Origin of the sequence: Caulobacter hibisci, from assembly GCF_016135805.1 — a bacterium.
GTDB lineage: Bacteria > Pseudomonadota > Alphaproteobacteria > Caulobacterales > Caulobacteraceae > Caulobacter > Caulobacter hibisci.
The window spans coordinates 73,918-100,344 of the sequence record NZ_JADWOX010000017.1; the positions used below are offsets into that span (position 1 = coordinate 73,918).

A 26,427-nucleotide genomic window follows, 5' to 3' on the forward strand; every position below is an offset into this window, starting at 1 on the left:
GCCCGGGCGAAACTCCTCTACTTCGCGTAGCGGGCCGCCACCGGTTCGTAGCGATCCCAGACCTGGCCGTCGGCCAGCGAGCGCAGCAGCTTCAGGTACTCGGCGTGCGACCAGGCCAGGGGCGTGGCCGAGTCCGTGCCCTCGCCCTTCACATAGGGGTGGCGGGCGTCGGCGCCGACGCCGTCCCACACCTGTTCGGGGATCAGCAGGCCGTCATTGGCGAACAGCTCGATGGCCTTGACGTAGCGGGCGCGGATGGCGGCAATCTGGGCCTTGGAAGGCTTGCCCTTCTCGGCGGCCAGGGCCAACTCGTAATGGCCCCGCTCGCCGGTGAAGATCGGCCACACGCGGCCGCGCTGGCCGGGGCTCATTTCGCCGCCCTCGCCGTAGTTGCCGCCGGTCTTGGCGTCCTCGCCATAGCCGTCGACGTCATAGCGCCGCCAGCCGGGGAACTCGCCCTTCACCCCCGGGAAGCTGAAGTCGTAGCGCACGCGATAGAGGTCGTCGCGCGCCGTGTCGTCCAGCTCCGGCAGGCTGCCGACAATGTGGCTGTCGTCGGCCCGGCGCACGCCGTAGCGGACCAGCTCCAGGAACCCGCCGTCCACGACCTCGTCCTCGGGCGGGGCGATCTGGCCGTTGGCGGCGCCGATCGGGGCTTTGTCGTTGGGGTCCTCGTTCTTGTTCAGGCGCATGAAGTAGCTGCCGTCGCCGAACTTGCCGCGGGTGGTGAACATCCGCGCCTCGACCTTGGCCGAATAGGCGTCGGCCGTGGCCCGGTAGCGGTCGCCCGAGGCCTTGTCGCCCGCCAGGTCAGCGATGTCGCCGGCGGTGACGAGGCCGGCGATCACCGCGGCCGTGGTCGAGGGCGAGTGGCCGTCCTGCTCCTCCCAGCGCTCCTGCTGGCTGTAGGGCGGCGTGATCGTGGCCTTATTCCAGCCGATCCCGACCTTGCCGCCGTCCACCAGGAAGTCGGCCGCCGGCTTGATCATCCGGGCGTAATAGGCCTTGAGGTCGGGCTCGCTCAGCCAGCCCAGCTTCCACAGCTTCCAGCCCAGCATGATCGGCATGGCCGTCTGGTCGAGCTGGACGCCGACCCATTCGGGCGTGCCATCGACCTCGGTCTTCTGCAGGAACCAGCCGCCGGCGCCGGTGTTGCCAGGCGTCTTGGGGCCGACCTGCACGGTGGGCAGGTAGTGGAAGGCCGCCAGCGGAGTCTCCTTGTCGCCCAGGGCCGCGAGAGCCATGGCGCACTGGTAGAAGTCGCGCGGCCAGACGGCCTTGTAACCGGTCGAGGGCTTGCCGGCGTCGACGGTGTCGCCCCAGGGGTTGGACAGCGAGGCGATCAGGGCGCCGGCGTGGGTGCGGTCTTCCTGCACCTTCAGCATCAGGGCGCTGGCATAGGCCAGCTTGCCGCCGTCGGCGCTCTGGGCGGCCACGCGCGGCAGCTCGCTCAACGAGGCGAGATAGTCGCTCCAGCCCACCCGCTCGCCCTCGCCGTTGTAGCGGGCCAGCACCTCGGCATAGCCGGTCTTCAGGCTGGCCAGGGCGGTCTGGGCCGAGACGCCGGGGTCGGCGCCGAAGCCGATGGCGAAGTCGTAGGTGGCCTCGCCGGCCTGGGTCGGCAGCTGGGCGGCCAGGACGATCGCCCCCTTGGCTTCGGAAGTGGCGGGGAGAACGCCGTCGCCGAGGATCTTCAGGGCGTCATTGCCCTCCAGCTTGGCGGCGGCGGCCTTGGCGAAGGGGCGGTCGCCGCGCAGGGTCAGATAGACCTTGCCCTCGCCGGCCGTCAGGCCTTGCGCGCCGGCCGAGCCGACGTCGTTGCCGCCGGTGTTGGCCATGTGCGGCTCCAGCACCAGGAACGGCGTCACCGGCCCTTTGAGAGCCTTGACCGTCACCCGCAGGAACAGGGCGTTGCGGTCGGGATCGGTGAAGATCCGCTTCTCGATGACGAAGCGGCCGGCCTTGTCGGTGGTGGTGATCTTGTAGGCCGGCGACAGCGGTCGGCCCTTTTTATCCGTATACAGATATTCGGTCTTGGCGGTCGTGTCGCGACCCTCCACCGCAAGACCGTCGGCGGTCTTCACGGCGATCCGCATCTGCTTGATCTGGGCCTCGTGGATCAGGCCGTACATGGTTTCGGTCAGCACGCCGTCGGCGACCGAGAACCACACCTTCGACACCGCGCCCGTGCGGCCGCCGTCCTTGTAGGCGCCGTCGACATAGGCCTCGTACGAGGCGCCGACGGCGGTCTTGGCCGAATAGGCCCAGGTCGTGGCGGGCTCGGCGGCGCAGGCGGCCGAGGCGGTGACGGTCAGGGCCGAGGCGGCCAGGATCAGGGTCTTGAGGGTACGCATCAGGGGCCTCACGAAGCAGACTTGGCCAGCCGCTTGGGCTCGCCCGGGTCGTTGACGGCGAAGACGGCGACGGCGGCGATCAGGAACGAAGCCGCGCCCAGCACGAGCGCATAGATCGCCTGGCCGTCGAAGAAGGTCTTGAGCAGCAGGCCCAGCAGGGTGGCGGCCAGGAGCTGCGGGATGACGATGAAGAAATTGAACAGGCCCATATAGATGCCCATCTTCCGCACCGGCACCGAGCCCGACAGGATCGAATAGGGCGCCGACAGGATCGAGCTCCAGGCGAAGCCGACGCCGACCATGCCGAGCACCAGCAGCTTGGAGTCGCGGATCACCAGGAACGACAGCAGGCCAAGCCCGCCGAGAACGAGGCAGATCGCGTGGGCGACGCGGCGGCTGGTGGTGCGGGCGATGACCGGGATCAGCAGGGCCGCCAGGGCCGCCACGCCGTTATAGACCCCAAACAGCACCCCCACCCAGTCGGCGCCGGCGTTGTAGGCGGCCGAACTCGTATCGGTCGCGCCGTAGTGGAAGGCCGCCACGCCGGGCGTGGTGTAGATCCACATGGCGAACAGGCCAAACCACGAGAAGAACTGCACGACGGCCAACTGCTTCATCGTGGCCGGCATGGCGAACAGGTCCTCGACCACCTCGGAGAAGCCGTTCTTCGTACGCGCCGCCCGCTTCAGCAGGCCGGCGACCAGTTGGGCGACGCCGAAGCCGGCGATCAGGGCGGCCAGGACGTAGAGTTCCTTTTCCAGCCTGGTGGCATAGACGCCCGCCGCGACGGCGAGGCCGACGATCGTCCACAGCGCGCCGCCGGCCAGGTAGGCGGGAACGCCACGGCCGGCCGCCTCCCCTTCAGCCAAAACGGCCTCTCCCTTGGCGGCGGCCTCGGCGGCCTCGAAGGCGGCCATCTGCTCGGGCGGATATTCGCGGGTGGTGAAGACGGTCCACATCACCGCCAGCAGCAGCACCGCGCCGCCGGCGTAGAAGGCGATGCGCACCGAGTCCGGGATCTGGCCGGCCGGGGCGGTGTTGGCCACGTGCAGCCAGTTGGTCAGGATCCACGGCAGGCACGAGGCCAGCACGGCGCCGGTCCCGATGAAGAAGCTCTGCATGGCGTAGCCGGTCGAGCGCTGCTCGTCGGGCAGGTTGTCGCCGACGAAGGCCCGGAACGGCTCCATGGTGATGTTGATCGAGGCGTCCATGATCCAAAGCGCTCCGGCCGCGATCCACAGGCTCGGCGAGTTGGGCATGACGAACAGGGCGGCCGTGGTCAGGATCGCGCCCCAGAAGAAATAGGGTCGCCGGCGGCCGAGGCGCCCCCAGGTCTTGTCGGACAGGTAGCCGATGATCGGCTGGACCAGCAGGCCGGTGGCCGGCGCGGCGATCCACAGGATGGCCAGCTTGTCGACCTCGACGCCGAGGGTCTGGAAGATGCGGCTGATATTGGCGTTCTGCAGGCCGAAGCCGATCTGCACCCCGAAGAATCCGAAGCACATGTTCCAGATCTGGAAGAGGCTCAGCCTGGCCTTGGTCATCGCTTCCCCGCCGTGACGCCGCCGGTTTTCCCGGCCGTTTGCGCAAGTTTTTGCAGTGCGCCTTGCGGCGGGCATTTGTGCATGGGGTGGCGGGGGATGCAACGGCGAAGTGGGGATTTGTTGGGATTCTTGGGGTGGAAGGCGCCGTTACACGGCTGAGGCGGCCGCAAATCCCTTCAGAAACCAGGTTGCTCGCGACTAGCTCTGCGCAATAATTTCCATAAATTTGCAAACTCTCCGAGCACCCCCGCGGAGGCGGGGGCCCAAGCTGAGCTGCAAGATCACCAGCGGCGGTTCGAACCGACCGCCGCTTGGATCCCCGCCTCCGGGGATGCTCGGTGGAGGGGCTTACCCTAAAAGAAAGTCATCGCCCGCTTCATGCGGGCGACCCAAGCGGACTCGGCCGTCTCGGCTTGGGTCGCCCGGACAAGCCGGGCGATGACTCCTCAAGAAGAGAGACGGGAAGCCTACCGCTTCAACGCCACGAACCGGATCGCCTGGCCGCCGCCGGGGGCCAACCGCAAGGTCAGCGTATCCGCCGCCGTGACCTCTCGGGTCTCGATGACGATGTCCTGCGGCGCGGTCTTCCAGTCAGCCTTGTCGCCGTCGCGGTAGATCTCGGCCCGGTACTTGCGGCCCGGATCGAGGAACGACAGCGGCGCGCTCAGCACCCGGCCCTGCTCGTCGCTGACCGCGCCCAGGTACCAGTCGTCGCTCTTGCGGTCCTTGCGGGCGATGGTGACGAAGTCGCCGATCTCGCCGTTGACCACCTTGGTGTCGGCCCAGTCAACCGGCACGTCCTCGATGAACTTGAACGGCTTGGGATTGGCCTCGTAGTTCTCGAGCAGGTCGGCGGCCATCTGGATCGGGCTGTAGATGACGACATAGAGCGCCAGCTGCTTGGCCCAGGTGGTGGCCACGCCGTCGGGGGCCTTGGTCTTCATGCCGAAGATGCCGGGCGTATAGTCCATCGGACCGGCCAGCAGGCGGGTGAAGACGAGGTTGGCCTCATGCTCGGGCGGGTTGCCGGGCTGGCCCCAGGCGCTGAACTCCATGCCCCGCGCGCCCTCGCGGCTGATCCAGTTGGGATAGGTGCGGCGCAGGCCGGTGTCCTTGATCGGCTCGTGCGAGTTGATGGCGATCTGGCGCTTGGCGGCCGCTTCCAGCACCCGCACATGGTGCCCGGCCAAGGCCTGGCTTTCGTGCCAGGCGAAGTGGACCTTGCCGTCCGGACCCAGCACCTGGGCGCCGCCGGCGTCGGCGACGTAGCCGGTCTTGACCGCGGGCACGCCCACCGACTTGTAGAGGTCGAAGGCCGCGTCCATCTGGCGCTCGTAGACCACGGTGTTGCCGGCCGTCTCGTGGTGGCCGATCAGCACCACGCCCTTCTGGCGGGCGTAGTCGGTGAGCTTCTTCAGGTCGAAGTCCGGATAGGACTCGGTGAAGCTGAACTCCGAGCCGTCGGCGAACCAGGCGCCGTCCCAGCCCTTGTTCCAGCCCTCGACCAGCACCCCGCCCAGGCCGTGCTTGGCGGCGAAATCGATGTGGCGCATGACGTTGTCGTTGGTCGCGCCGTGCTTGGGACCCGAACCCCAGGTCTTGTGGTCGAGGTGCATCTCCCACCAGACGCCGACATATTTCATCGGCTTGATCCACGAGACGTCGCCCAGCTTGTTGGGATCGTTCAGGTTCAGGATCAGGCTGGAGGTCACCAGGCCGCCGGCGCTGTCGGCGATCTGCAGGGTGCGCCAGGGCGTGGGGAACGGCAGGGCCCGCTCGACCTTGGCCTCGCTGATGCCCGGCGTCAGGCTGGCCTTGAAGCGGCGGTCCTGGGCGCGGGCCAGGTTCATGCCGGCATAGTCTACGAGGGCCGCCTCGTGGATCGAGACGTGCAGCCCGTCCTTGGTGCGCAGGGTCATCGGCGTCTGGGCGATCGACACCTCTTCGATCGGGGTCTTGTTGTAGAGATATTCCTCGCGGTTCCACTCATAGGCGGGGATCCACCAGGCCGTGGCCTCATCGACGAGGCTGAACTCGGTCAGCTCCTCGCCGATACGGGCGGTCTTCAGGTTGGCCTGGTCGGGGAACTCGTAGCGGAAGCCCAGGCCGTCGTCATAGAGCCGGAACACCACGTCCAGCCGCCGGTGCAGCGGGGTCTTCTCGACCAGGGTCACCCGCAGCTCGTTGAAGCGATTGCGCACGGACTTGCGTTCGCCCCAGGGCAGGTCCCAGGTCTCGTCGACGCTGCGGGTCTTCTGGTCGGCGACCTCGAAATTGCGCTGCAGCTTGGGGGCGTCGACCAGGATGAAGCCCAGCTTCGAAGGGGCGATCACCGGCCGGCCCAGGCGGCTGACGGAATAGGTGGGCTGGCCGTCGTTGTCGGTGGTGACCGACACGCTCAGCACCTTGTCGGGCGAGGTGGCGGTCGCGGTCACCGCCGCCAGCGAAGGCGACGCCGCGAACGCCAGGGCGGCGATGGCGAGAAGGCGTAGGATCATGCTTCTGCTCCTGGAGTCCGCATGGCGCCGCACTTGCCAAGCGCGGGCGTCGATGCGTTAAGAGGGCTACTGAAAACTTTTGCGGCAAAATTTGCGGCCGCGAAAACGCACGGGGTCGGGGAACGGTGAGCAAGGGGGCGACGCGTCTGGAAGACCTGGCCAGGATGGCCGGCGTCTCGATCTCCACCGCCTCGCGGGCGCTGAACGACAGTCCCGCTGTCAACCAACGCACCAAGCAGCTGATCTGGAAGCTGGCGCGCGAGATGGACTATCCGTTCCGCCGCTACATGCCGGCCGGCCCGATCGGCGCCGAGGGCACGATCGCCATCGTCGTGCCGCGCCCGCAGCACCGCGAGGGCCGGCTGTCGGACCCCTTTTTCCTCGAACTGTTCGCCGGCGTCGGCGAGGCCGCGCGCGAGCGCGGCTGCGATATCCTGGTCAGCCACGTGGCCCCGGGCAGCTTCGAGGACCTGTCGGCGGCCATGACCACCAGCCGCGCCGACGGGGTGATCTTCCTGGGCCAGTCCTGGCTGCACACCGCCTTCAACCGCCTGGCCGAGACCGAGGCCCGCTTCGTGGTCTGGGGCGCGCAACTGCCCGACCAGGCCTATTGCTCGGTGGGTTCGGACAACCCCCTGGGCGCCAAGCGCGCGACGCTGCATCTGGCCCGCCTGGGCCGCAAGCGCATCGTCTTCCTGGGCGACACCGAGGCCCCCGAAGCCATGCAGCGCCACCGCGGCTATCTCGACGCGGTCGAACAGTTCGGCCTCGGCGTCGATCCGGACCTGGTGGTGCCGGCCCACTTCGAGGTCGAGTCGGCCGAGGCCAGCATCGACTCGCTGATCCAGCGCGGCGTGAAGTTCGACGGCGTCGTGGCCGCCTCCGACCTGATCGCGCTCGGCGCCATCCGCGCCTTGCAGCATGCGGGGCTTTCCGTGCCCGGCGACGTCTCGGTGATCGGCTACGACGATGTGCCCTTCGCCCGCTACTCGCGTCCCGCCCTGTCGACGATCTCGCAGGACACGGCCAAGGCCGGCCGGCTGATGGTGTCGAAGCTGCTGGACGCCAGCGGCCAGGGCGCGAGCCGGTCCGAGCGGGTGCCGACGGATCTGATCATCCGGGAAAGTTGCGGGGGCTGATGCCCACTCTCTTTTATTCCCGTCATTCCCGCCCTTGTGGCGGGAAACCCTGGCTCCGCTCGCAGGTGAAGCGCCAGCGGATCGCCAGCGATCCGCCCCTCCTGCCCTTGCGGCTGTCAGAGGGCTTCCCGCCCCAAGGGCGGGAATGACGGGAGATAAAAATTGAAAGCCCTCTCCCCCATCGAGGGGGAGGGCTTTGCAGGAGACGATCACCCCCGCTTCGCCAGCAGGCCGCCCAGCGGCGGCACGGCCCCCGGCGCGCCGAGGTTGACGCTGTCGATCACCATCCAGCCCTGCGGCAGCTCCCACGGCACGGCCTCGAAGCCGAGGTTGAATACGCACAGCAGGGCCGCCTCGCCCTCGCCGCGTTCGAACACCAGCAGCGGGCTGTTGGTATCGACGAGATGCATGCCGCCGGTCTTCAGGGCCGGCCACTGGGCGCGCAGGCCGATCAGGCGGCGGGCGGTGTGCAGGGTCGAGGCCGGGTCGGCCTCCTGCGCGTCCACCGACAGCGGCAGATGCTCAGGATCGACCGGCAGCCAGGGCTCGACGGTGGAGAAGCCGGCATTGACCGCCCCGGCCTTCCACGGGATCGGGGTGCGGGCGCCGTCGCGGCCCAGGGTCTGGGGCCAGTTGGCGATGGCTTCCGGATCGACCAGCCGCTCAAACGGCACGTGGGCCTGGGGCAGGCCCAGCTCCTCGCCCTGATAGACGAAGACGTTGCCACGCAGGGTGGTCAGCAGCAGCAGGGCCATCTCGGCGAAGGCCTTGCGGTCGCGCCCCCGGGCCCAGCGCGACACCGCCCGCGGGGCGTCGTGGTTGGAGAAGGTCCAGGACGGCCAGCCCTCGCCCTCGGCGCCCGGCCAGTCGGTCGCCCCGCCGCGCACCAGCTCGTCGCGTAGCTCGTCGGCATAGAGGTAGAGGAAGCTGTAGGCGCTGTTGAGGTGATCCTCGCCGGCCGTGAACCGCTTCATCTCCTCGTCGGCCCGGTCGCCGCCGATCTCGGCCACCGAGAAGCGGTCGCCATACTGGTCGGTCAAAGCCCGAAGCCGGGACAGGAACTTCGGAATGTCCGGATGGCCCTGGTTATGGACCTTGTCCTGGAAGTCGAACGGCCGGGTGCGCTTGCCGCCCGGCGGCAGGGGCGGATTATCGGTCAGGGCCGGGTCGTGCATCGAGAAATTGATGGCGTCGAAGCGGAAGCCGTCGACCCCGCGTTCCAGCCAGAAGCGGGTGACGTCGAGCAGCGCCTCCTGAACCTTGGGATTATGCAGGTTCAGCTGCGGCTGCGAGGCCAGGAAGTTGTGCATGTAGTACTGGCCGCGCCGGGCGTCCCAGGTCCAGGCCGGACCGCCGAACACAGACTGCCAGTTGGACGGCGGCGAGCCGTCGGGCTTGGCGTCGGCCCACACATACCAATCCGCATACGGATTATCTCGACTTTCGCGGCTCTGGGCGAACCAGGCGTGCTCGTCGCTGGTGTGGGAAAACACCAGGTCGATGATGATCTTGACGCCCAGGCGGTGGGATTTTTCGATCAGGGCGTCGAAGTCGGCCAGGGTCCCGAAGATCGGATCGACGTCGCGATAGTCCGACACGTCGTAGCCGAAGTCCTTCATCGGCGAGGCGAAGAACGGCGACAGCCAGATCGCATCTACGCCCAGCGACGCGATATGCTCCAGATGAGCGGTAATGCCCGGCAGGTCGCCCACCCCGTCGTCGTTGGAGTCGGCGTAGCTGCGCGGATAGACCTGATAGATCACCGCGCCGCGCCACCATTCGGCGGGCGCGGGGGAAACGGCGGGGGCGGCGGATTGCGCCAGGCTTTCGATGGTCACTGTGGCGCGCCCTCCGAGACGCAGATCTTGTAGTCGAGCGGCGCGATCGTCACGCGGTAGCTGCCCGGGGCGGCGGCGGCCGGGGCGCAGGCCCCGACAGCCGAACGCCAGGTCGCCGAAGTCGTCTCGACCTCGACCGGGGCCTCCACCGGAACCTGGCCGGTGTTGAACAGGACCAGGGCCTCGCGACCCTGGAGCAGACGGGAAACGGCCAGCAGGCCGGGCTTGTCGCCGGCGGCGCGGATCACCTGACGGCCCGAGCGCAGGGCCGGATCGGCGGCGCGCACCTTGGCCATGCCGGCGAGGGCGCGATAGAGCGGCGCGGTCGGATCGAAACGATCGGCGGAGCCTGGCTTGCCGCCGATCAGGCGGTTGTCGTTGTAGACGTCCACCTTGCTGGCGAACATGTCCTCGCGGGCGTCCTTGTCGTCGCCGTCGCCGGTGAAGCCCTGCTCGTCGCCGTAATAGAGGGTCGGCGCGCCGCGCAGGAACATCAGCATGGCGTGGGCCAGCACGTCGCGCTGGACCAGCTCGGCGTCCGGGGCGTCGGGATGGCCCTTCAGCAGCCGGCGACCGAAGCGGCCCATGTCGTGGTTGCCCAGAAAGGTCGGGATCTGGACGCCCGCCGTCTCGCCGCCACGATACAGCGCGTCGGCGGCGTAGAGCCGGGCGAAACGGTCGGTTCCGGCCTTGCCCGCCACCACCTCGGTCGCCGCCTGCTGGAAGGCGAAGTCGAGCGGAGCCGGAAAGCCGTCGACCACGGTCGAGCGGGCCAGGGTCACCGGATCGGGATCGGCCACCTCGGCGAAGATGTGGAAATTTGGGATCCCCCGCTTCTTCGCGCGATCGAGCATGGCCGGCACGAAGGCCTGCCAGAACTGCGGATTGACGTGCCGGGCGGTGTCGACGCGGAAGCCGTCAATCCCGAACTCGTCGATCCACTGGCCGTAGACGTCGATGAAGCCGGCCACCACGCGCGGATGCTCGGTGTAGAGGTCGTCCAGCCCGGCGAAGTCGCCATAGAGCGAGCTCTCGCCGACGAAATCGCTCTCGCCGCGGTTATGATAGTAGATCGGGTCGTTCAGCCAGTCGGGCTTCTTGACCCGTGCCTCGGCCGCCGGGACGTAGGGCGTGTAGGCGAAGTCGGGCCGAGTCAGCTTTGCAAAATTCTCAGTCGAGCCGTCGGCGTCGCCCGCGAAACCGGCGTTGATCGCCGCGCCCGAAACCCCGCCGCGCCGGCTGACCGGATAGTCGGCCTTGCCGCGATAGTCGCAGCGCCGGCCCTCGCATTCCTTCAGCTTGATGACGTCTGCCGTGTGGTTGATGACGATGTCGAGATAGACCTTCATCCCCCGCGCATGGGCCGCATCGACCAGGGCCTTGAAGTCGGCCTTGGTTCCCAGATGCGGATCGACGTCGGTGAAGTCGGTGATCCAGTAGCCGTGATAGGCGGCGCTTTCCTGGCCCTTGGGGCCCTGCACCACCTTGTTGACGAAGATCGGCGCCAGCCAGATCGCGGTCGCGCCCAGGCCCTGGATGTAGTCGAGCCTGCCGGCCAGGCCCTTGAAGTCGCCGCCGTGGAAGAAGCCCTTGTCGGCCGGGTCGTAGCCGGTGGCCAGGCGATCGCCCTTCAGGCCGCCACGGTCGTTAGCCGGGTCGCCGTTGGCGAAGCGGTCGGGCAGCACGAAGTAGATCACTTCGTCCTGGGGAAGCCGGTCGCGGAAGGTTTCGGAGGCCGCCAGGGCCGGGGCCGGGACGACGGTCGCGGCGAGACCGGCGCAGCCGAGCGCGGCCGCCAGCGTCCCCCACCGATTGCGGGTGCTCATCCCCGTCGCCTCCATCCCTTGTGTCGCGATCATCGACGGCGGGGCCGCGAGATCGATTTTGCATATATTTGCAAAGCCACTGACCTGCTGTCAATCCATTCGACCGGTGATCAGCCGCCGAAGACCTGTCGCACTGTGGCCAAATAGCCGCAAAAACCCCGCCTCAGCGCAGGAAAACGCAAGCTGCCGTCACGGAACATGACAATCCGTCCATTTTTCAGTTGCAAAAGGCGGAAGTCATTTGCAGTAATTTGCGCAACACGGCGCGGGAGAACCGCGCGGACAACTTTGCGGGAGGGAACATCATGGACATCCGATTCAAGCTGCGCCGCGCGGCGCTGATGAGCGGGGCCGCCACCGGCCTGGCGCTGCTGGTCGCCGCCGGGGCCGCGCAGGCCCAGGACGCCGCCGCCCAGAGCACCGAGACCACGGTCGAGGAAATCACCGTCACCGGCATCCGGGCCTCGATCGAGAACTCGATCGCCCTGAAGAAGGCCTCGACCTCGATCGTCGAGACCGTCTCGGCCGAAGACATCGGCAAGCTGCCCGACACCTCGATCGCCGAATCCCTGGCCCGCCTGCCCGGCCTGACCGCCCAGCGCCTCGACGGCCGCGCCCAGTCGATCTCGGTCCGGGGCCTGGGTCCCGACTTCAACACCGTGCTGCTGAACGGCCGCGAGCAGGTCTCGACCAGCGACAACCGCGGCGTCGAGTTCGACCAGTATCCGTCCGAAATCCTCAGCGGCGTCGTCGTCTACAAGACGCCCGACGCCAGCCTGGTGGGCCAGGGCCTGGCCGCCACGGTCGACCTGCGCACCATCCGCCCGCTGGACTACGGCAAGCAGGTCATCTCAGCCAACGCCCGCTACGAGATGAACGGCGAGAAGAAGCTGAACCCGGACGCCGAGGACACCGGCCGCCGTTTCAGCGCCACCTATGTCGACCAGTTCGCCGACGACACCATCGGCGTCGCGGTCTCGGCGTCGTACATCTCCTCGCCGACCCAGAGCCGCCGCTTCAACGCCTGGGGCTATCCGACCACGGGCGCCAACAACGCCCTGGTGATCGGCGGCGCCAAGCCGTACGTGCAGTCCAATAACCTCAAGCGCACCGGCGTCATCGGCGTGCTGGAGTACAAGCCGACCGACAAGTTCCGCAGCGCGCTCGACGTCTACTATTCCGAGTTCAAGGAAAAGCAGATCCTGCGCGGCATCGAGCTGCCGCTCTACTGGAGCTCGGCCTCGCTGCAGCCGGGCTACACCGTCACCGACGGCATCGTCACCTCGGGCACCTATACGGGCGTCAAGGGCGTGATGCGCAACGACCTCAACACCCGTGACGCCAAGCTCGGCTCGCTGGGCTGGAACACCTCCTACGAGCTCGACAACGGCTGGACCCTGGCCGCCGACCTGTCGTGGTCGCACGCCGAGCGCAAGGACGTGATCTTCGAGTCCTATTCGGGCACCGGCCCCAGCGGCACGGGCGCGACCGACACCCTGGGCTTCACCACCACCCCGGGCGCGGGCACCATCTTCAGCTCGACGCTGGACTACACCAACGCCTCGCAGATCGTGCTGACCGACCCGCAAGGCTGGGGCGGTGGCGCGGCGGGCGGCGCCCTGACCCAGGCCGGCTTCTACAACACGCCCTCGATCGAGGACGAGCTGAAGGCCATCAAGCTGTCGGCCAAGCGCGACCTGTCGTGGGGCCCGATCAACAGCGTCGAGATCGCCTACAACGGCAGCAAGCGCGAGAAGGAAAAGGAAGTCCACGAAAGCTTCCTGACCTTCGGCGGCCGCATCGCCGACGGCGCCCCGACCAGCCGCGCCATCCCGACCGCCGCCATCATCGGCACGGCCGACCTAAGCCTGATCGGCATCAAGGGCATGCTCGCCTATGATCCGATGTACCTGCTGAACAACGGCTACTACACGCTGATCGCCGACCAGAACCCGGCCGTGCAGACCCGCAACTGGTCGGTGCGCGAAGAGGTGCACCTGGCCTATGTGAAGTTCGGCATCGACAGCGAAGTCGGCTCGATCCCGGTGACCGGCAACGCCGGGGTGCAGGTGGTCTATACCGACCAGTTCTCGACCGGCGTGGCCGTCGATCCCAACGACGTCGCCAACCCGACCTCGACCGACGACGGCGACAAGTACACCTACGTCCTGCCCAGCCTGAACCTGATCTTCGGCCTGCAGAACGACACCAAGCTGCGCGTCGGCCTGGCTCGCACCCTGGCCCGCGCCCGGATGGACGAACTGCGCGCCAGCCAGTCGTTCAACCAGACCCCGGCCTACCTGACCTCGACCGATCCGAACCGCTCGTACTTCAGCGCCAGCGGCGGCAACCCGAACCTGCGCCCCTACATCGCGGACGGCATCGACGTCTCGGTGGAGAAGTACTTCGGCCGCTCGTCCTACCTGTCGGTCGCCGCCTACTACAAGAAGCTGTCGAACTACGTGAATTCCAACGCCTCGAGCTACAAGGACTTCGCGGCCTTCACCTACCTGCTGACTCCCGCCCAGCGCGCCGCGCTCGGCACCACCGTCGGCCTGGTCACCGGTCCGGACAACGGCAAGGGCGGCTATATCCGCGGCGTCGAGTTCTCGACCACGCTGCAGGGCGACCTGCTGTGGGAGCCGCTGAGCCACTTCGGCCTGCAATTCAGCGCCTCGCTGACCGACAGCGAAGTCAAGCTGACCGACGACAGCGACCCGATCGACATGCCCGGCCTGTCGAAGAAGGTGATCAACACCACGTTCTACTACGAGAACAACGGCTTCAACGCTCGGATCAGCAACCGCTATCGCGGCAAGTTCCTGGGCGAGGTCGCCGGCCTGTCGGCCGCCCGCACCTACCGCACGGTGGACACCGAGTCGGTCCTCGACGCCCAGATCGGCTACGAGTTCCGCGCCGGTCCGCTGGAAGGCCTGTCGCTGATGCTGCAAGCCAACAACATCACCGACGAGCCGTTCAAGACCTACGAGAACGGCGATAAGCGCCGGACCATCGACTACCAGAAGTACGGCACCACCTACATGTTCGGTGTCGCCTACAAGTTCTAGGGCGCGATCTTCCCCCGTGCCTCACCCCCGTCGGCTTCCTGCGCCGACGGGGGTTTTTCTTTTTTGTAGGAGACGGCGACGATCAGGGAGCGCCCCGACAGAAAGGGCGACCGCGAGCCGCAAAGGGAGGACGCCATGGATACGGGACCGATCCGCAACGTGGTCATCGTCGGCGGCGGCACCGCCGGCTGGATGAGCGCGGCTCTGCTGGCCAAGGCCCTCGGCTCTTCGGCCAGGATCCGGCTGGTCGAGTCCGAGGAGATCGGCACGGTCGGGGTCGGCGAGGCCTCGATCCCCCAGCTGCGCCACTTCAACGCCTTCATCGGTCTCGACGAGGACGCCTTCCTGCGGGCGACCGAAGGGACCATCAAGCTCGGCATCGAGTTCATCGACTGGTTCAAGCGCGGCCACAGCTACATGCACGCCTTCGGCCCGGTCGGCCGCACGCTGGGCACGACGCCCTTCCATCACTATTGGCTGGACGCCCGCCGACGCGGGGCCGCCGACGAGGACTTCTGGGCCTGGTCGGCCAACGCCCTGGCCGCCCGCACCGGCCGCTTCGGCCGCGCGCCGAGTGGCGGCGACGAGCCGCTGACCTGGGCCTTCCATTTCGACGCCGTGCTCTATGCCCGCCACCTGCGCGCCCATGCCGAGGCCCGGGGCGTCGAGCGCCTGGAAGGCCGGGTGGTCGAGATCGACCAGGATCCCGACAGCGGCTTCGTCCGGGCCGTGGTTCTGAAGGACGGCCGGCGGGTGCAGGGCGAGCTGTTCATCGACTGCTCGGGCTTCCGCGGCCTGCTGATCGAGGAGGCGCTGAAGACCGGCTACGAGGACTGGCGGGGCTGGCTGCCGATGGACAGCGCCTGGGCCGTGCCCAGCCGCGATGCGGCCGCTCCCGTTCCCTACACCCGCGCCTGGGCCCGCGAGGCCGGCTGGCAGTGGCGGATCCCGCTACAGCACCGCACAGGCAACGGCCACGTCTTCTCCAGCGCCTGGACCGACAAGGACACCGCTCGCCAGGTGCTGATGGACAATCTGGAAGGCGAGGCCCTGGCCGAGCCGCGGCTGCTGACCTTCGTCACCGGCCGCCGCAAGCAGGCCTGGAACCGCAACGTCGTGGCCCTGGGCCTGGCGTCGGGCTTCATGGAGCCGCTGGAATCGACCAGCATCCACCTGGTGCAGTCGGGCCTGGCGCGACTGCTGGCGCTGTTCCCCGACACTGGCTTCGACCCGGCCCTGACCGCCGAGTTCAATCGCCAGACCGCCGAGGAATACGCCAATATCCGCGACTTCATCGTGCTGCACTACAAGGCCACCGAGCGCGAGGACACCCCGTTCTGGGCCAGTCGCAAGGCGATGGAGATCCCCGACAGCCTGGCCGCGCGGATGGCGCTGTTCGCCGGGCCCGGCCGGATCTTCAGTCGCGAGGAGGATCTCTTCAAGGAAGGCAGCTGGGTGCAGGTGCTGCTGGGCCAGGGCGTGGTCCCGGCCGCCAGCCATCCGATGACCGCGACGGTCGCCGACGCCCAGGCCGACGGCTGGCTGTCCAACCTGGCCCACATCGCCGCCCGCACCGCAGGATCGTTGCCGACCCACGCCGATTTCCTGGCCGCGCTGGGATCGTCTCCGAACGCGCGCCTGGCCGGCTGAGGTCAGCCGACGGGCTTCTTGGCCATCATGTCGGAGATCTTGATGAACGCCGGCCCGAGGATGACGACGAACAGCACCGGCAGGAAGAACACGATCATCGGCACGGTCAGCTTGGGCGGCAGGCTGGCGGCCTTCTTCTCGGCGGCCGACAGGCGCAGCTCGCGGTTTTCCTTGGCCATCACCCGCAGGGCCGTGCCCAGGGGCGTGCCGTAGCGCTCGGCCTGGATCATGGCCGTGGCCACCGACTTGATGCCGGGGTGGTTGGTGCGTCGGGCCAGGCCCTCATAGGCCAGGCGCCGGTCGGGCAGGTAGGACAGCTCGGCGGTGAGCAGGCTGAGCTCCTCGGCCAGCTCCATCGAGGACGAGCCGACCTCGGCGCCGACCTTCTGGATCGCCGCCTCGATCGACATGCCGCTTTCCACGCAGATCAGCAGCAGGTCCAGCGCGTCGGGAAAGGCCGAGACGATGGACTCGCGGCGCTTCTGGGCGACGTTCTGGATGTAGACGTTGGGGGCGTAGTAGCCGATCGTCAGCCCGCCCACGCACAGCGCCAGCTTCTGCATGCCTTGCAGGCCGAAGTCGTTGATCCCGTAGACATAGATCGCCGCCAGCAGGGCGAAGGCGAACGGCATCACGAAGCGGAAGAAGTAGAAGGTCGAGACCGGCTTGGGGCCGCGGAAGCCGGCCTGGGCCAGCTTGTCGACGACCTTGGGGTCTTCGAGCAGACGCGACAGCTGCAGCCGGTCGACGATGGTCTTGTAGACGCCATCGTCGGTGTGGCGCAGGGACGAGCCGGAGTTCGTCCCGCCCTTCTGGGCCATGGCGGCGCGCGAGCGGCGGCGCAGCTCCTCGCGGCGGTTGGCCACCGACTTCAGCCGGCTTTCCAGCCCGTTGCTGGTCATCGCCGGCGCGGCCAGGGTGATGATGGTGGCGAACACCACCAGCGCCACGAAGGCGCTCAGCAGGTTCGACGGATCGGTCAGCATCGCGGCCATGCGTTCCCTCCCCCTAGAACTTGAAGTTGATCATGCGGCGCATGATGAAGATGCCCATGCTCATCCAGATCGCCGCGCCCAGCAGCAGCACCCGGCCGCGCACGTCGCTGAACAGCACGGCCATGTAGTCGGGAGCGATCACCGAGATCAGGATGGTCACGCCGGGCGGCAGGCAGCCGATGATGAAGGCCGAGGCGACGGCTTCGGCCGACAGCGCCTTGATCTTCTCGGCCATCAGCTTTCGCGAACGCAGCACGGTCGACAGGTTGCCCAGCGCCTCGGCCAGGTTGCCGCCGGTCTTCTGCTGGATGTTCAGGACGATCGCGAAGAACCGCACTTCCGAGGTCGGCATGCGCTCGTAGAGGCGCTCCAGGGCGCTGTCGAGCGGCATGCCCATGCCGATGTTCTCGGTCAGGGTGCGGAACTCGCCGGCCAGGGGCTCGGGGCACTCCTTGCCGATGATCTTCAGACAGTCGTGGACCGGCAGGCCCGACTTGATGCCGCGCACGATGATGTCGACGGCGTCGGAGAAGGCTTCGGTGAACTTCTTGGTCCGGCCCTTGGCCATGAAGCCGACGACCCAGCGCGGCAGGCCGAAGCCGGCCGCGAAGCCGCCGCCCAGGGCCACCAGCGGCATCTTCTGGACGAGCAGCAGCACCAGGGCGACGACGACGCCCAGCACCCCGCTGATGATCCAGAACATCTTGACGTTTTCGCCCAGGCCGGCGGCGCGCAGGCGGGCGGCGATCGTCAGGGTCGCCTTCTTCTGCTTGCGGTCCTGCTCCTTGAGCGTCTTGAGGATCTGCTTGCGGCGGGCGTCGGGGGTGTTGGCCGCGACCTTGGCCCGCGCGGCGGCCTGGCGCTCGCCGCCGCCGACGATCACCTGGGCGCGCTTGGCGGCCTTGGCGCCGCCGCTTTCGCCGCCGCCGGTCAGCACGAAGCCCAGCCCCGCGATGGTGATGAAGCCGAGAACGGCGATCAGGATGAACATGCCCGCGCCCTACTCCGCCGCGTCCAGCGCTTCGGCCAGCTCGCGCTCGAGGCCGTAATAGCGGGCACGGTCCCAGAAGCGCGGCCGGGCGATGCCGGTCGAGCGGTGCTTGCCGATCACCTTGCCGTCGGCGTCCTCGCCGGTGATCTCGTAGACGAACAGGTCCTGGGTGACGATGACGTCGCCTTCCAGCCCGACCACCTCGGTGACGTGGGTGATGCGGCGGCTGCCGTCGCGCAGGCGAGCGGCCTGGACGATGACGTCGACCGAGCCGACGATCATCTCCTTGATGGTCTTCGAGGGCAGGCCGTAGCCGCCCATGGTGATCATGCTCTCGATACGGCTGATCGCCTCGCGCGGGCTGTTGGCGTGCAGCGTGCCCATCGAGCCGTCGTGGCCGGTGTTCATGGCCTGGAGGAGGTCGAAGGCCTCCGGGCCGCGGACTTCGCCGACGATGATCCGCTCGGGACGCATCCGCAGGCAGTTCTTGACCAGGTCGCGCATGCTGACCGCGCCCTGGCCTTCCAGGTTCGGCGGACGGGTTTCCAGGCGCACCACGTGCGGCTGCTGCAGCTGCAGTTCGGCCGCGTCCTCGCAGGTCACGACCCGCTCGGTGGGGTCGATGAAGGCGGTCATGGTGTTGAGCAGGGTGGTCTTGCCCGAGCCGGTGCCGCCCGAGATGACGATGTTGCAGCGGCAGGCGCCGATGACGCCGAGGACGCGCGCGCCCTCGGGGCTGATGGACTTGAAGTCCACCAGGTTCTTCATCGTCAGCTTGTCCTTCTTGAACTTCCGGATGGTCAGGGTGGGACCATCCAGCGCCAAGGGGGGCGCGATCACGTTGACGCGGCTGCCGTCGGGCAGGCGGGCGTCGCAGATCGGCGAGCTTTCATCGACCCGGCGGCCGACCTGGCTGACGATCCGCTGGCAGATGTTCATCAGCTGCAGATTGTCGCGGAAGCGAACGTTGGTCAGCTGCACCTTGCCGGCGACTTCGATGAACACCCGGTGGGCGCCGTTGACCATGATGTCGGCGATGTCGTCGCGGGCCAGCAGCGGCTCGAGCGGGCCGTAGCCGAGGACGTCGTTGATGATGTCCTGGACCAGGTGCTCCTGCTCGGAGACCGACATCGAGACGTTCTTGATCGCCACCAGCTCGGCGACGATGTCGCGGATCTCCTCGGCGGCCTGCTTCTGGTCGAGCTGGGCCAGCTGGGAGAGGTCGATGGTGTTGAGCAAGGCGTTGAAGATCGTCGTCTTCGTGGCGTGGTAGTAGTCGCTCTGCTCACGGACGATATTGGTGGTCTGGTTGGCCGCGCCTTGGGCGGCGCGCAGCTGCTCCAGGCCCTGGGTGGCCTTGGGAGCGGCGGTCTTGGCCGGGGCCGGAGCCTCCGCCGCGGCGGGATCGACGCGCTGCGGGCGCGTGGCGATGGCCGCCCCGCCGGTGGGGGCGGGCGGCGGCGCCTGGCGCTCGCTGACGGTGGCCTGATCGCGCTTGCCGAACATTCGCCCCTACTTCTTCTTGAACAGGCCCGACAGGATGGAAGCCGACTTGACCGCGGCCGGCGCCTCGCGACGGCTGATCAGCCGCGCCAGGTGATCGACGCCCTCGGCCGCCTTCGACTTGGGGGCGACCTCGGCGATCATCTGGCCGTTGTTGGCCGCCTGGCCGAACAGTTTGGGATCGAAGGGCAGCACCAGCGACGGCGTCACGCCCAGGGCCTCGCCGAAATCCTTGACCGGGATCTCGGGACGGCCGGGCACGCCCACCTGGTTCAGCACCAGGCGCGGCGGCGCGTCGTTGGGACGGCCCTGGCGCACCAGGTCGACGATGTTCTTGGCGTTGCGCAAGCTGGCCAGGTCCGGCGTGGCGACGATGACGAGATCGTCGCTGCCGACCAGCACCCGGCGGGTCCAGGGGGCCCACAGGTGAGGCATGTCCAGCACCACGAACGGGGCGGCGCCGCGCATCTTCTGCGTCACCTCCTCGTAGGCGTCGGCGCCGATCTCGTAGTCCTGCTCCAGGGTCGCCGGGGCCGCCAGCAGCGACAGGCGGTCGCCGCAGCGGACCATCATGCGGTCCATCAGCACCGGGTCGAGGCGCTCGGGCTGGCTCAGCGCGTCGAGCACGCCTTGCAGCGGGTCCTGGTTGAAGTCGAGGCCGGCCGTGCCGAACGGCAGATCGAGGTCAACGATGACCGTGGCGGCCTCGACGCGCTCGGCCATCGACCAGGCGAAGTTGTGGGCCAGGGTCGAGGCGCCGACGCCGCCCTTGGCGCCGACGAAGGCCACCTGGCGACCGACGAAGGGCGCGGCCGGATCGGCGTAGAGCGCGGTGACCGCGCGGATCACCTGCAGCGGGCTCTGCGGCTGGGCCAGGTATTCGCTGACCCCGCGGCGCATCAGCTCCCGATAGAGGGCGATGTCGTTGGTCTGGCCGATGACCACGACCTTTGTGCCCGGGTCGCAGACCTGGGCAAGGCCGTCCAGCAGGGCCAGCATGCGCTGGGCCGAGTCCATGGTCTCGACCAGCACCAGCGAGGGGGTCGCCTGGTTCTGGTAGAAGTCGACGGCGGTCTCGAGGCCGCCGGTGCGGGTGGTGACGCTGGCCCGGGCCATGCGGCGGTCGGCGGCCGCGGCCTCGATGATGGCCAGGGTTTCGGCGCGGACGCCGAAGGCGTGGATGGCGATGCGCGGCACGCTGGCGTCGCCGGTCGTGGCGTCGACGCCAGGCAGGATCTCCTCGGCGACCGGGGCCGACCAGACCGGCGCGGCGGCCGGAACCTCGGGCGGACGCGCCAGGTCGAGCAGGGCGGCGGCGGACGGACCCGTCAGCTCGGCGAACGGATTGGACGCGACCGGCACGGCGGCGGCTGCCTCGCCGCGCGGGCGCGCCGGCGGGAAGTCGTCGAACGGATCATGGCCGATGGCCGAGGCCGGCGCCGCGCGCCAGGGGTCGCCGGCGACCGGCGAGGCGAACTCGTCGTCGGCCTCGAAGCCCAGGTCGAAGGGATCTTGGTCTCGAGTCGTCACTTCGCAACCTCTGACAGTGTTCCGACCGCCTGGGCGTCTCGGTTCGAGGCGGTCTGTTCGCCCTTGCGGTACTTGGCCATGACCGTGTCGCGCCGCTCGGCGTCGGCCGGCGTCGTCGCGCGCGGACCGGCGAGGTCCTGCGGATTGGCCACCTGGGCGGCGATGTTGGCGGTGATCGCGCAGCCGAAGCTGGCGTAGGCGTCGTTCCTGCGGGTGGCCGTCAGGTCGCCCCAGGCCTGGTCGCAGCGGGGCGTGACCACCGCATGGCGCAGATAGCCGACGCGCAGCACCGGGCTCTTTTCGTTGGTGGCGTCGTAGCTGGCGACCCGGACCGTCGTGCTGGTGGCGCCCGCATCGACCAGGCGCTCGCGCACGGCGGCGACCATGGCCTGGGAGACGCGCCCGTCACGGCCGGCGGCCGGGACGCCGACCACGATCTCGCGACCGTCGGCCTCGATCCAGCGGGCCACCAGGGCGTCCAGCGCTTCGGCCTGGCGCTGCGACAGGCCTTCGGCATGGATCGCCAGCAGGATTTCGTCAGGCGCCGTCTCGACCCGCACCCGGCTTTCCCACTGCTGGGTGTCGGTCGGGGCGGCCAGGGCGGCGGCGCGCTGTTCTTCGGTCGCGCTCGAGGCGCAGCCGGCCAGGGCCGAAAGGGCGGCGAGGCCCGCGACGGTCGCGGACAGGCGCACGAGAGTCCAATGCGTCATGGCCGGGTTCCTATTCGATGACATAGCCGACGGGTCCCTGATAGCTGCGCTCGGCATTGGAGCCGGCGGGGGCCTTGACCACCTTGTTGAGGCGACCGAACAGCACCGTGCTCATGTCGCCGGCCATCCGCAGACCGTCGGCCGGGGTTTGCAGGTCCTGAGACCGGGCCGGATCGACGATATAGGGGGTGATGATCACCACCAGCTCGGTCTCGCCGTTCAGGTAGTCGCGCGAGCGGAACAGCGAACCCAGGATGGGGAGCGACTTCATGCCCGGGACCGCGTCGATGTTCTCCTTGGTCTGCTGGTGCAGCAGGCCGGCGATCATCAGCGACCCGCCCGAGGGCAGTTCGACCGTGGTCTCGGCGCGGCGGACCGACAGGCCCGGCACGACCAGGGTGGACGAGGTGCCCGAGGTCAGGGTGAAGGCGCCCAGGCTCGACAGCTCGGACACTTCGGTCGACAGCTTCAGCGAGATGCGGCCGCCCGACATGACCACCGGCGTGTAGCCGAGGCCGACGCCGTAGGGCTTGAACTCGATGGTGACGCGGCCTTCGTCGTCCGAGCCCGTCGGGACCGGGAACTCGCCGCCGGCCAGGAACTTGCCGGCCTCGCCCGACACGACGGTCAGGTTGGGCTCGGCGAGCGTGCGCACCAGGCCCACGCGCTCGAAGGCCTGAAGGCAGAGGCTGGTGCTGCCGCCCGTCGCCACGCTGTAGGCGGTGCTGGCCGCGCTCGATATCAAGCCGGTCAGGGTGTTGGCGGTGCTGCCGCTGTCGCCGTCGGCGGTCGTGCTGGTCGTGGTGGTGGTGTTGCCGTTGACCTCGGTGGTGGTCACGGTCGTACTGCCGGAATTGGCGTTGCCGCTGGTGACGGTGCCCTGGTTGCTGACCGAGGCGTTGTTGGAATAGTTGGTGGTGCGGGTGTTGTTGCGGCCGTAGCAGGCCGAGGCGCCGCCGATCTGCGAGCCGTTGACGCCGTAGGTGCTGCTCTGCCCCAGGCCGTAGGTCTTGTAGCCGTCGTTGATCAGGACGTCGGTGGAGACGCCCAGCTGCTTGATGACATTGCGCTGGACCTCGACGATCCGCACCTTCAGCATCACCTGGTCCTTGCCGGCGATCGCCAGCATGTTGACCACCTGCTCGGGCTTGGAGACGAATTGCTCGGCGACCAGCACCGCCTTGCTGGCGTCGCCGGCGTTGGCGACCATGCCGGTCAGGATGACGCTGTCACGGACCGGCTGGACCTCGATGCGCGAGTCCGGCAGCACCTTGCGCAGGGTGTCCTGCAGCAGGCCGGAGTCCTCGTCGACGCGGATGGCCAGGGACAGCAGCTTGCGGCCGGCGGCGTCGAAGAACACCGCGTCGGTCGAGCCCTTGCCCACGCCCAGCACATAGATGCGGCGCGGCGTGCGCAGCACGGCGTCGGCCACCTGCGGGTTGGTCACCAGCAGGTCGCGCACGTCGGTGGGCAGTTCGATGATCGCCGACTTGCCGCGCGGCAGGTTCAGCGTGCGGGCCCCGGGCCCGGAGGTCAGGTCGATGCGCAGCACCTGGTCGCCGGCGGGCGGCGCATAGGCCGGCGCGGCGACGGGCGCGGACCGGACCGCGCGGGTCGGGCGATAGACCCGGTCGCCGGCCGGCGGGCCGTCGGCCCAAGCCGCCACGGGGGCGAGAGCAGGCGTCAGGGCCGTCAGGACGGCGAGGGAAACGGAGGCGAACCGGCGGATCATTGGCGCACCGCGATGCTGGAGGTCTGCCCGCCGCGATTGATGCGGACGACCGTGGAATCCTGGGAGTCGGCGGCGACGCCCGAGGGCCCGCCGAGATCGGTGTAGGCGCGCAGCGCCAGGGTGACCGGACCGCCCGCCTTGGCGCGGGTCAGGGCCACGGCCTCCTCCGGACGCACCTCGAGGGTGGCGGTGGCGGCGACGATGGTCTTGGCTTCCTTGTCGGCCGTGGTCGACTGGTCGAGGGCCAGGACGCGGATGTTGCGCAGCACGGTCTCGGCCACGACCTGCTTGGTCTGGCTGGAGCCGTCCGGATTGGGGGCGTCGTGGGTCTGCAGCACGTCGACGCGGTCGCCGGGCAGGATGAAGCCGCCGACGGCGTTCTCGGAGGTCACGGGCACGGCCATGGCGCGGGCGCCGGGCGACAGCACGACGGAGAGATAGCCGCCTTCGCCGCCGCGGACGATCTTGCGGGCCACGATGGGCTCGCCGGCCAGCAGCGGGTCGCGGACGATCGCGCCCTCGACGGCGGACTCGGGCGGCGCACCGCCCAGGCCGGCGGCGTCGCCGACGGTCTTGACCGCCTTGGCCGCGTCGTTCTGGGGTTCGGCCGCGGCCGCGCCGTTGGTGATGTAGACGGGGCTGACGGCGTCGGCCGGCCAGGCCTTCCACTCGACGTCGTCCTTGCCCAGACGCACGCCGATCGCCAGGTCGCGCTTGGCGACCAGGACCTGGGTCATGGGTTTGGAGTCGATGGCGGGCGCCGAGACGGCGGCGACGGTCTCGGACCGCTTGCCGCCCATGGCGCTTTGCATCAGCACGGCCAGGCCGATCGCCGAGACGGCGGCCACCAGGACGATGATGATTCTGACAGGATTCATGCGCGGCGATGCTCTGACGTCGGCAGGACGGGTTCGGCGCGCTCGGGGGCTTCAGCCTTCCAGACGCAGGGATCGAACAGCCGTTCTGGCCGCATCGCAAACTGGGGCGCCCATGGTTAACAGCCGCTAAAGGGTCGGCTGCTCTGAGGGTTTTCCTGCCGCGACAGCCTGACGCGGGCGCAAAAGCGACCCGAAACCAGGCTTTTGGCGATCAGTTGAGAATTGCCTGGCCGATCGCGCTCTGCGGGAGAGCGGCCAGGGCGCCGAAGGCGATGGCCACGCCGTAGGGGATGTCGCCCTTCTTGTCGCCGAGGCGACGCACCCAGGCCGGGCCGCCGGCGATGATCGGTTCCAGCCAGCCCGAACGCAGGCTCATCAGGCCCAGGGTCAGGGCGCCGCCGGCCAGGGCCGTGGTCAGCAGGAAGGACAGGCCGGCCGGCCAGCCCAGCCACAGAGCGCAGACGGCCAGCAGCTTGGCGTCGCCGCCGCCGAACCAGCCGAAGGCGAACATCGCCAGGCCGACCAGCAGCACGCCGACGCCCAGGGCCAGGCAGACGCCCGCGCTCGCCCAGCCGATGCCGCCGGCCAGGGCGCCGATCGGGAAGGCCGCGATCAGGGCCAGGGAGATCCAGTTGGGAATGGTGTAGCTGGTGATGTCCTTCAGCCCGGCCACGACGACCAGACCGGCGAAGACGATCAGCGGAAGAAGCTGCAGGAACTGCATGGCGGCTCTCGAACCCTGGCGAACCCTGGATGTGCGGACAGTCTAGACCGCGCCGATGAAGCAATGGTTTCCAGACATAAAGCCTGTCGCCTTCGGGCAAACGGCCGGCCGGCGCGCAGCCGGACAAAGAGAAAGGGCCGCGACGTTTCCGCCGCGGCCCTTTCAAAAGACTTCGAACCTCTCCTTGTGGGAGACGATCTACTTGCCTGCCCCGTCGAGTACGGTGGCCGTCCGGCTGTACATGCCCTTGATGGGCGCGCTCAGACTTTGGACGGCGGCCAGGACCGCAATGCTGATCAGCGCAGCGATCAGGCCGTACTCGAGAGAGGTCGCGCCTCGATCGTCCTTTAGGAAACGAGCGATCAGCGATGCCATGGCGCGCCTCCCCGAGAGGTTCCGCGTCTTACTTCGCGGCGTCGAGCTGAGCGCCGGTGCGGGTGAAGGCGTCCTTCAGCTTCGGGGTCAGGATGCCGAAAGCGGCAACGATGACCGTAGCGATCAGGGCGATGATGAGGCCGTATTCGATGGCCGTGGCGCCCGACTCGTCCTTCAGGAAGCGCGTGACAAACTTCGACATGACTTGATCTCCTGCTGAGAAAAACTTGGCTGGGCCTGCAAGCCGTGACGACTTGTTCATCCCCGAAAACACGATCAATTTCGCCCACCTCACTTAATCGACAGTAAACGTCGTAGATTTTTCTCCGTTTTTCTTTTGGTTTATTCAGTTTTACCATTATCAATTCTTAACCATGACGCTTACGGAGCGCCGAAATGCCCTTATCTGTAAGGGATATTGAACGGTCGCATTTGTCGCAGGCAGGCTGTTCTTAGTCTTTTATTGACCATTCTTCGGCAGGGTGCGGACATCGATTTTGTTCCGACGGGACCGCCATGCGCCGCCTTTCGCTCGCCTTCGCCGCCTTCTTCAGCCTCTGCGCGGCCGCCGCGACCGCCCAGGCGGCGTCTCCGGCCGCCGCTCCGACCGCCCCGCGGACCCTGTCCGTGGCCGCCGGCCAGGCCACGACGGTCCTGCTCAACGGCGCCGTGCGCGACGTGGTGGTCGGCGATCCGCAGATCGCCGACGTCAGCGTGGTCAACGACCGCACCCTGGTGGTGCTGGGCAAGCGCACGGGCGTGACCAGCCTCTTCGCCTTCGACGCCCAGGGCCGCACCCTCACGGGCGGCCAAGTGCTGGTCAGCGACGTGGCCGCCGACGCCGTCACCGTCCAGCGCGGCTCGGCCGCCTCGACCTATGCCTGCGACGGCCGCTGCACGACCCTGACCTCGGCCGCCCAGCCGAACGCCGGCCAGCCCTGATCCCATACGCACACGTGAGCGCGCGCGGGCCCCTGCCCGGGCGCGCGCTTTCCATGAGATCCGGGCGCGCCGGTTAGGAGCCGGTTAGGGAGACGCCGCTAAGGTCGCCCGATCGCAGACATGGACCGTC

At 68.4% G+C, this 26,427-nt stretch carries 19 protein-coding genes; 4 read left to right on the plus strand and 15 right to left on the minus strand.

Features of this window, described 5'->3' with window-relative positions; translation table 11 throughout:
- Window positions 1-17 precede the first annotated feature (17 nt).
- The 3 genes from I4Q42_RS20195 to I4Q42_RS20205 all read right to left on the minus strand — a co-directional run bounded on the left by I4Q42_RS20195 (window position 18) and on the right by I4Q42_RS20205 (window position 6,396).
- Window positions 18-2,354, minus strand: coding sequence for a glucan 1,4-alpha-glucosidase (locus I4Q42_RS20195; RefSeq protein ID WP_198577893.1), 2,337 nt, complete (start codon window positions 2,352-2,354; stop codon window positions 18-20).
- An 8-nt stretch (window positions 2,355-2,362) separates the two neighbouring features.
- Entirely contained in the window at window positions 2,363-3,898 is a 1,536-nt protein-coding gene (locus tag I4Q42_RS20200) for an MFS transporter (RefSeq protein WP_198577894.1), read from the minus strand.
- A gap of 467 nt (window positions 3,899-4,365) precedes the next feature.
- The gene (locus I4Q42_RS20205; RefSeq protein ID WP_198577895.1) at window positions 4,366-6,396 is read right to left on the minus strand and encodes a glycoside hydrolase family 97 protein; all 2,031 of its coding nucleotides are present in this window, start codon (window positions 6,394-6,396) and stop codon (window positions 4,366-4,368) included.
- Window positions 6,397-6,485: 89 nt separating this feature from the next.
- Between I4Q42_RS20205 and I4Q42_RS20210 the strand changes: the two genes are divergently transcribed.
- Window positions 6,486-7,535 (plus strand): LacI family DNA-binding transcriptional regulator, encoded by a 1,050-nt coding sequence (locus I4Q42_RS20210; RefSeq protein WP_332873121.1) that lies wholly within the window; start codon window positions 6,486-6,488, stop codon window positions 7,533-7,535.
- 209 nt (window positions 7,536-7,744) lie between these two features.
- On the opposite strand, the gene I4Q42_RS20215 is transcribed toward I4Q42_RS20210, so the two are convergent.
- Window positions 7,745-9,373, minus strand: a complete 1,629-nt coding sequence (locus tag I4Q42_RS20215) for an alpha-amylase family glycosyl hydrolase (RefSeq protein WP_198577896.1) — start codon at window positions 9,371-9,373, stop codon at window positions 7,745-7,747.
- Window positions 9,370-11,199 (minus strand): alpha-amylase family glycosyl hydrolase, encoded by a 1,830-nt coding sequence (locus I4Q42_RS20220; RefSeq protein ID WP_198577897.1) that lies wholly within the window; start codon window positions 11,197-11,199, stop codon window positions 9,370-9,372. The genes I4Q42_RS20215 and I4Q42_RS20220 overlap by 4 nt, the downstream gene beginning before the upstream one ends.
- 305 nt (window positions 11,200-11,504) lie before the next feature.
- On the opposite strand from I4Q42_RS20220, the gene I4Q42_RS20225 reads away from it, so the two are divergent.
- Window positions 11,505-14,267 carry a TonB-dependent receptor gene (locus I4Q42_RS20225; RefSeq protein ID WP_198577898.1) on the plus strand — a complete coding sequence of 921 codons (2,763 nt, stop codon included), beginning with the start codon at window positions 11,505-11,507 and terminating at the stop codon, window positions 14,265-14,267.
- Between the two features lie 135 nt (window positions 14,268-14,402).
- Window positions 14,403-15,917: a tryptophan halogenase family protein gene (locus tag I4Q42_RS20230; RefSeq protein WP_198577899.1), complete on the plus strand. Its 1,515-nt coding sequence runs from the start codon at window positions 14,403-14,405 to the stop codon at window positions 15,915-15,917.
- A 2-nt stretch (window positions 15,918-15,919) separates the two neighbouring features.
- On the opposite strand, the gene I4Q42_RS20235 is transcribed toward I4Q42_RS20230, so the two are convergent.
- The 10 genes from I4Q42_RS20235 to I4Q42_RS20280 form a co-directional block, all read right to left on the minus strand.
- Complete coding sequence (locus I4Q42_RS20235; RefSeq protein WP_198577900.1) at window positions 15,920-16,912, minus strand: type II secretion system F family protein; 993 nt, start codon at window positions 16,910-16,912, stop codon at window positions 15,920-15,922.
- Between the two features lie 13 nt (window positions 16,913-16,925).
- The gene (locus I4Q42_RS20240) at window positions 16,926-17,903 is read right to left on the minus strand and encodes a type II secretion system F family protein (protein WP_198577901.1); all 978 of its coding nucleotides are present in this window, start codon (window positions 17,901-17,903) and stop codon (window positions 16,926-16,928) included.
- Between the two features lie 9 nt (window positions 17,904-17,912).
- Window positions 17,913-19,409 (minus strand): CpaF family protein, encoded by a 1,497-nt coding sequence (locus I4Q42_RS20245; RefSeq protein ID WP_198577902.1) that lies wholly within the window; start codon window positions 19,407-19,409, stop codon window positions 17,913-17,915.
- A 6-nt stretch (window positions 19,410-19,415) separates the two neighbouring features.
- The gene (locus I4Q42_RS20250) at window positions 19,416-20,936 is read right to left on the minus strand and encodes a cellulose synthase operon protein YhjQ/BcsQ (RefSeq protein WP_198577903.1); all 1,521 of its coding nucleotides are present in this window, start codon (window positions 20,934-20,936) and stop codon (window positions 19,416-19,418) included.
- Entirely contained in the window at window positions 20,933-21,646 is a 714-nt protein-coding gene (locus I4Q42_RS20255) for a CpaD family pilus assembly protein (RefSeq protein ID WP_198577904.1), read from the minus strand. Before I4Q42_RS20255 ends, I4Q42_RS20250 begins: the two co-directional genes overlap by 4 nt.
- 10 nt (window positions 21,647-21,656) lie before the next feature.
- The gene (locus I4Q42_RS20260) at window positions 21,657-23,378 is read right to left on the minus strand and encodes a type II and III secretion system protein family protein (RefSeq protein WP_198577905.1); all 1,722 of its coding nucleotides are present in this window, start codon (window positions 23,376-23,378) and stop codon (window positions 21,657-21,659) included.
- Window positions 23,375-24,256 (minus strand): Flp pilus assembly protein CpaB, encoded by an 882-nt coding sequence (gene cpaB / locus I4Q42_RS20265; RefSeq protein WP_198577906.1) that lies wholly within the window; start codon window positions 24,254-24,256, stop codon window positions 23,375-23,377. The genes I4Q42_RS20260 and cpaB overlap by 4 nt, the downstream gene beginning before the upstream one ends.
- A gap of 211 nt (window positions 24,257-24,467) precedes the next feature.
- Entirely contained in the window at window positions 24,468-24,980 is a 513-nt protein-coding gene (locus tag I4Q42_RS20270) for an A24 family peptidase (protein ID WP_198577907.1), read from the minus strand.
- 198 nt (window positions 24,981-25,178) lie between these two features.
- Window positions 25,179-25,355, minus strand: a complete 177-nt coding sequence (locus I4Q42_RS20275; RefSeq protein ID WP_198577908.1) for a Flp family type IVb pilin — start codon at window positions 25,353-25,355, stop codon at window positions 25,179-25,181.
- 28 nt (window positions 25,356-25,383) lie between these two features.
- The gene (locus tag I4Q42_RS20280; RefSeq protein ID WP_198577909.1) at window positions 25,384-25,557 is read right to left on the minus strand and encodes a Flp family type IVb pilin; all 174 of its coding nucleotides are present in this window, start codon (window positions 25,555-25,557) and stop codon (window positions 25,384-25,386) included.
- 314 nt (window positions 25,558-25,871) lie between these two features.
- On the opposite strand from I4Q42_RS20280, the gene I4Q42_RS20285 reads away from it, so the two are divergent.
- The gene (locus I4Q42_RS20285) at window positions 25,872-26,297 is read left to right on the plus strand and encodes a pilus assembly protein N-terminal domain-containing protein (protein WP_198577910.1); all 426 of its coding nucleotides are present in this window, start codon (window positions 25,872-25,874) and stop codon (window positions 26,295-26,297) included.
- Window positions 26,298-26,427 lie beyond the last annotated feature (130 nt).

Coding starts and splice junctions, on each gene's coding strand:
- I4Q42_RS20270 (WP_198577907.1), bottom strand. CDS start 24,980: ATGCAGTTCCTGCAGCTTCTTCCGCTGATCGTCTTCGCCGGTCTGGTC.
- I4Q42_RS20245 (WP_198577902.1), bottom strand. CDS start 19,409: ATGTTCGGCAAGCGCGATCAGGCCACCGTCAGCGAGCGCCAGGCGCCG.
- I4Q42_RS20200 (WP_198577894.1), bottom strand. CDS start 3,898: ATGACCAAGGCCAGGCTGAGCCTCTTCCAGATCTGGAACATGTGCTTC.
- cpaB (WP_198577906.1), bottom strand. CDS start 24,256: ATGAATCCTGTCAGAATCATCATCGTCCTGGTGGCCGCCGTCTCGGCG.
- I4Q42_RS20235 (WP_198577900.1), bottom strand. CDS start 16,912: ATGGCCGCGATGCTGACCGATCCGTCGAACCTGCTGAGCGCCTTCGTG.
- I4Q42_RS20240 (WP_198577901.1), bottom strand. CDS start 17,903: ATGTTCATCCTGATCGCCGTTCTCGGCTTCATCACCATCGCGGGGCTG.
- I4Q42_RS20260 (WP_198577905.1), bottom strand. CDS start 23,378: ATGATCCGCCGGTTCGCCTCCGTTTCCCTCGCCGTCCTGACGGCCCTG.
- I4Q42_RS20230 (WP_198577899.1), top strand. CDS start 14,403: ATGGATACGGGACCGATCCGCAACGTGGTCATCGTCGGCGGCGGCACC.
- I4Q42_RS20255 (WP_198577904.1), bottom strand. CDS start 21,646: ATGACGCATTGGACTCTCGTGCGCCTGTCCGCGACCGTCGCGGGCCTC.
- I4Q42_RS20285 (WP_198577910.1), top strand. CDS start 25,872: ATGCGCCGCCTTTCGCTCGCCTTCGCCGCCTTCTTCAGCCTCTGCGCG.
- I4Q42_RS20275 (WP_198577908.1), bottom strand. CDS start 25,355: ATGGCATCGCTGATCGCTCGTTTCCTAAAGGACGATCGAGGCGCGACC.
- I4Q42_RS20205 (WP_198577895.1), bottom strand. CDS start 6,396: ATGATCCTACGCCTTCTCGCCATCGCCGCCCTGGCGTTCGCGGCGTCG.
- I4Q42_RS20220 (WP_198577897.1), bottom strand. CDS start 11,199: ATGAGCACCCGCAATCGGTGGGGGACGCTGGCGGCCGCGCTCGGCTGC.
- I4Q42_RS20280 (WP_198577909.1), bottom strand. CDS start 25,557: ATGTCGAAGTTTGTCACGCGCTTCCTGAAGGACGAGTCGGGCGCCACG.
- I4Q42_RS20225 (WP_198577898.1), top strand. CDS start 11,505: ATGGACATCCGATTCAAGCTGCGCCGCGCGGCGCTGATGAGCGGGGCC.
- I4Q42_RS20195 (WP_198577893.1), bottom strand. CDS start 2,354: ATGCGTACCCTCAAGACCCTGATCCTGGCCGCCTCGGCCCTGACCGTC.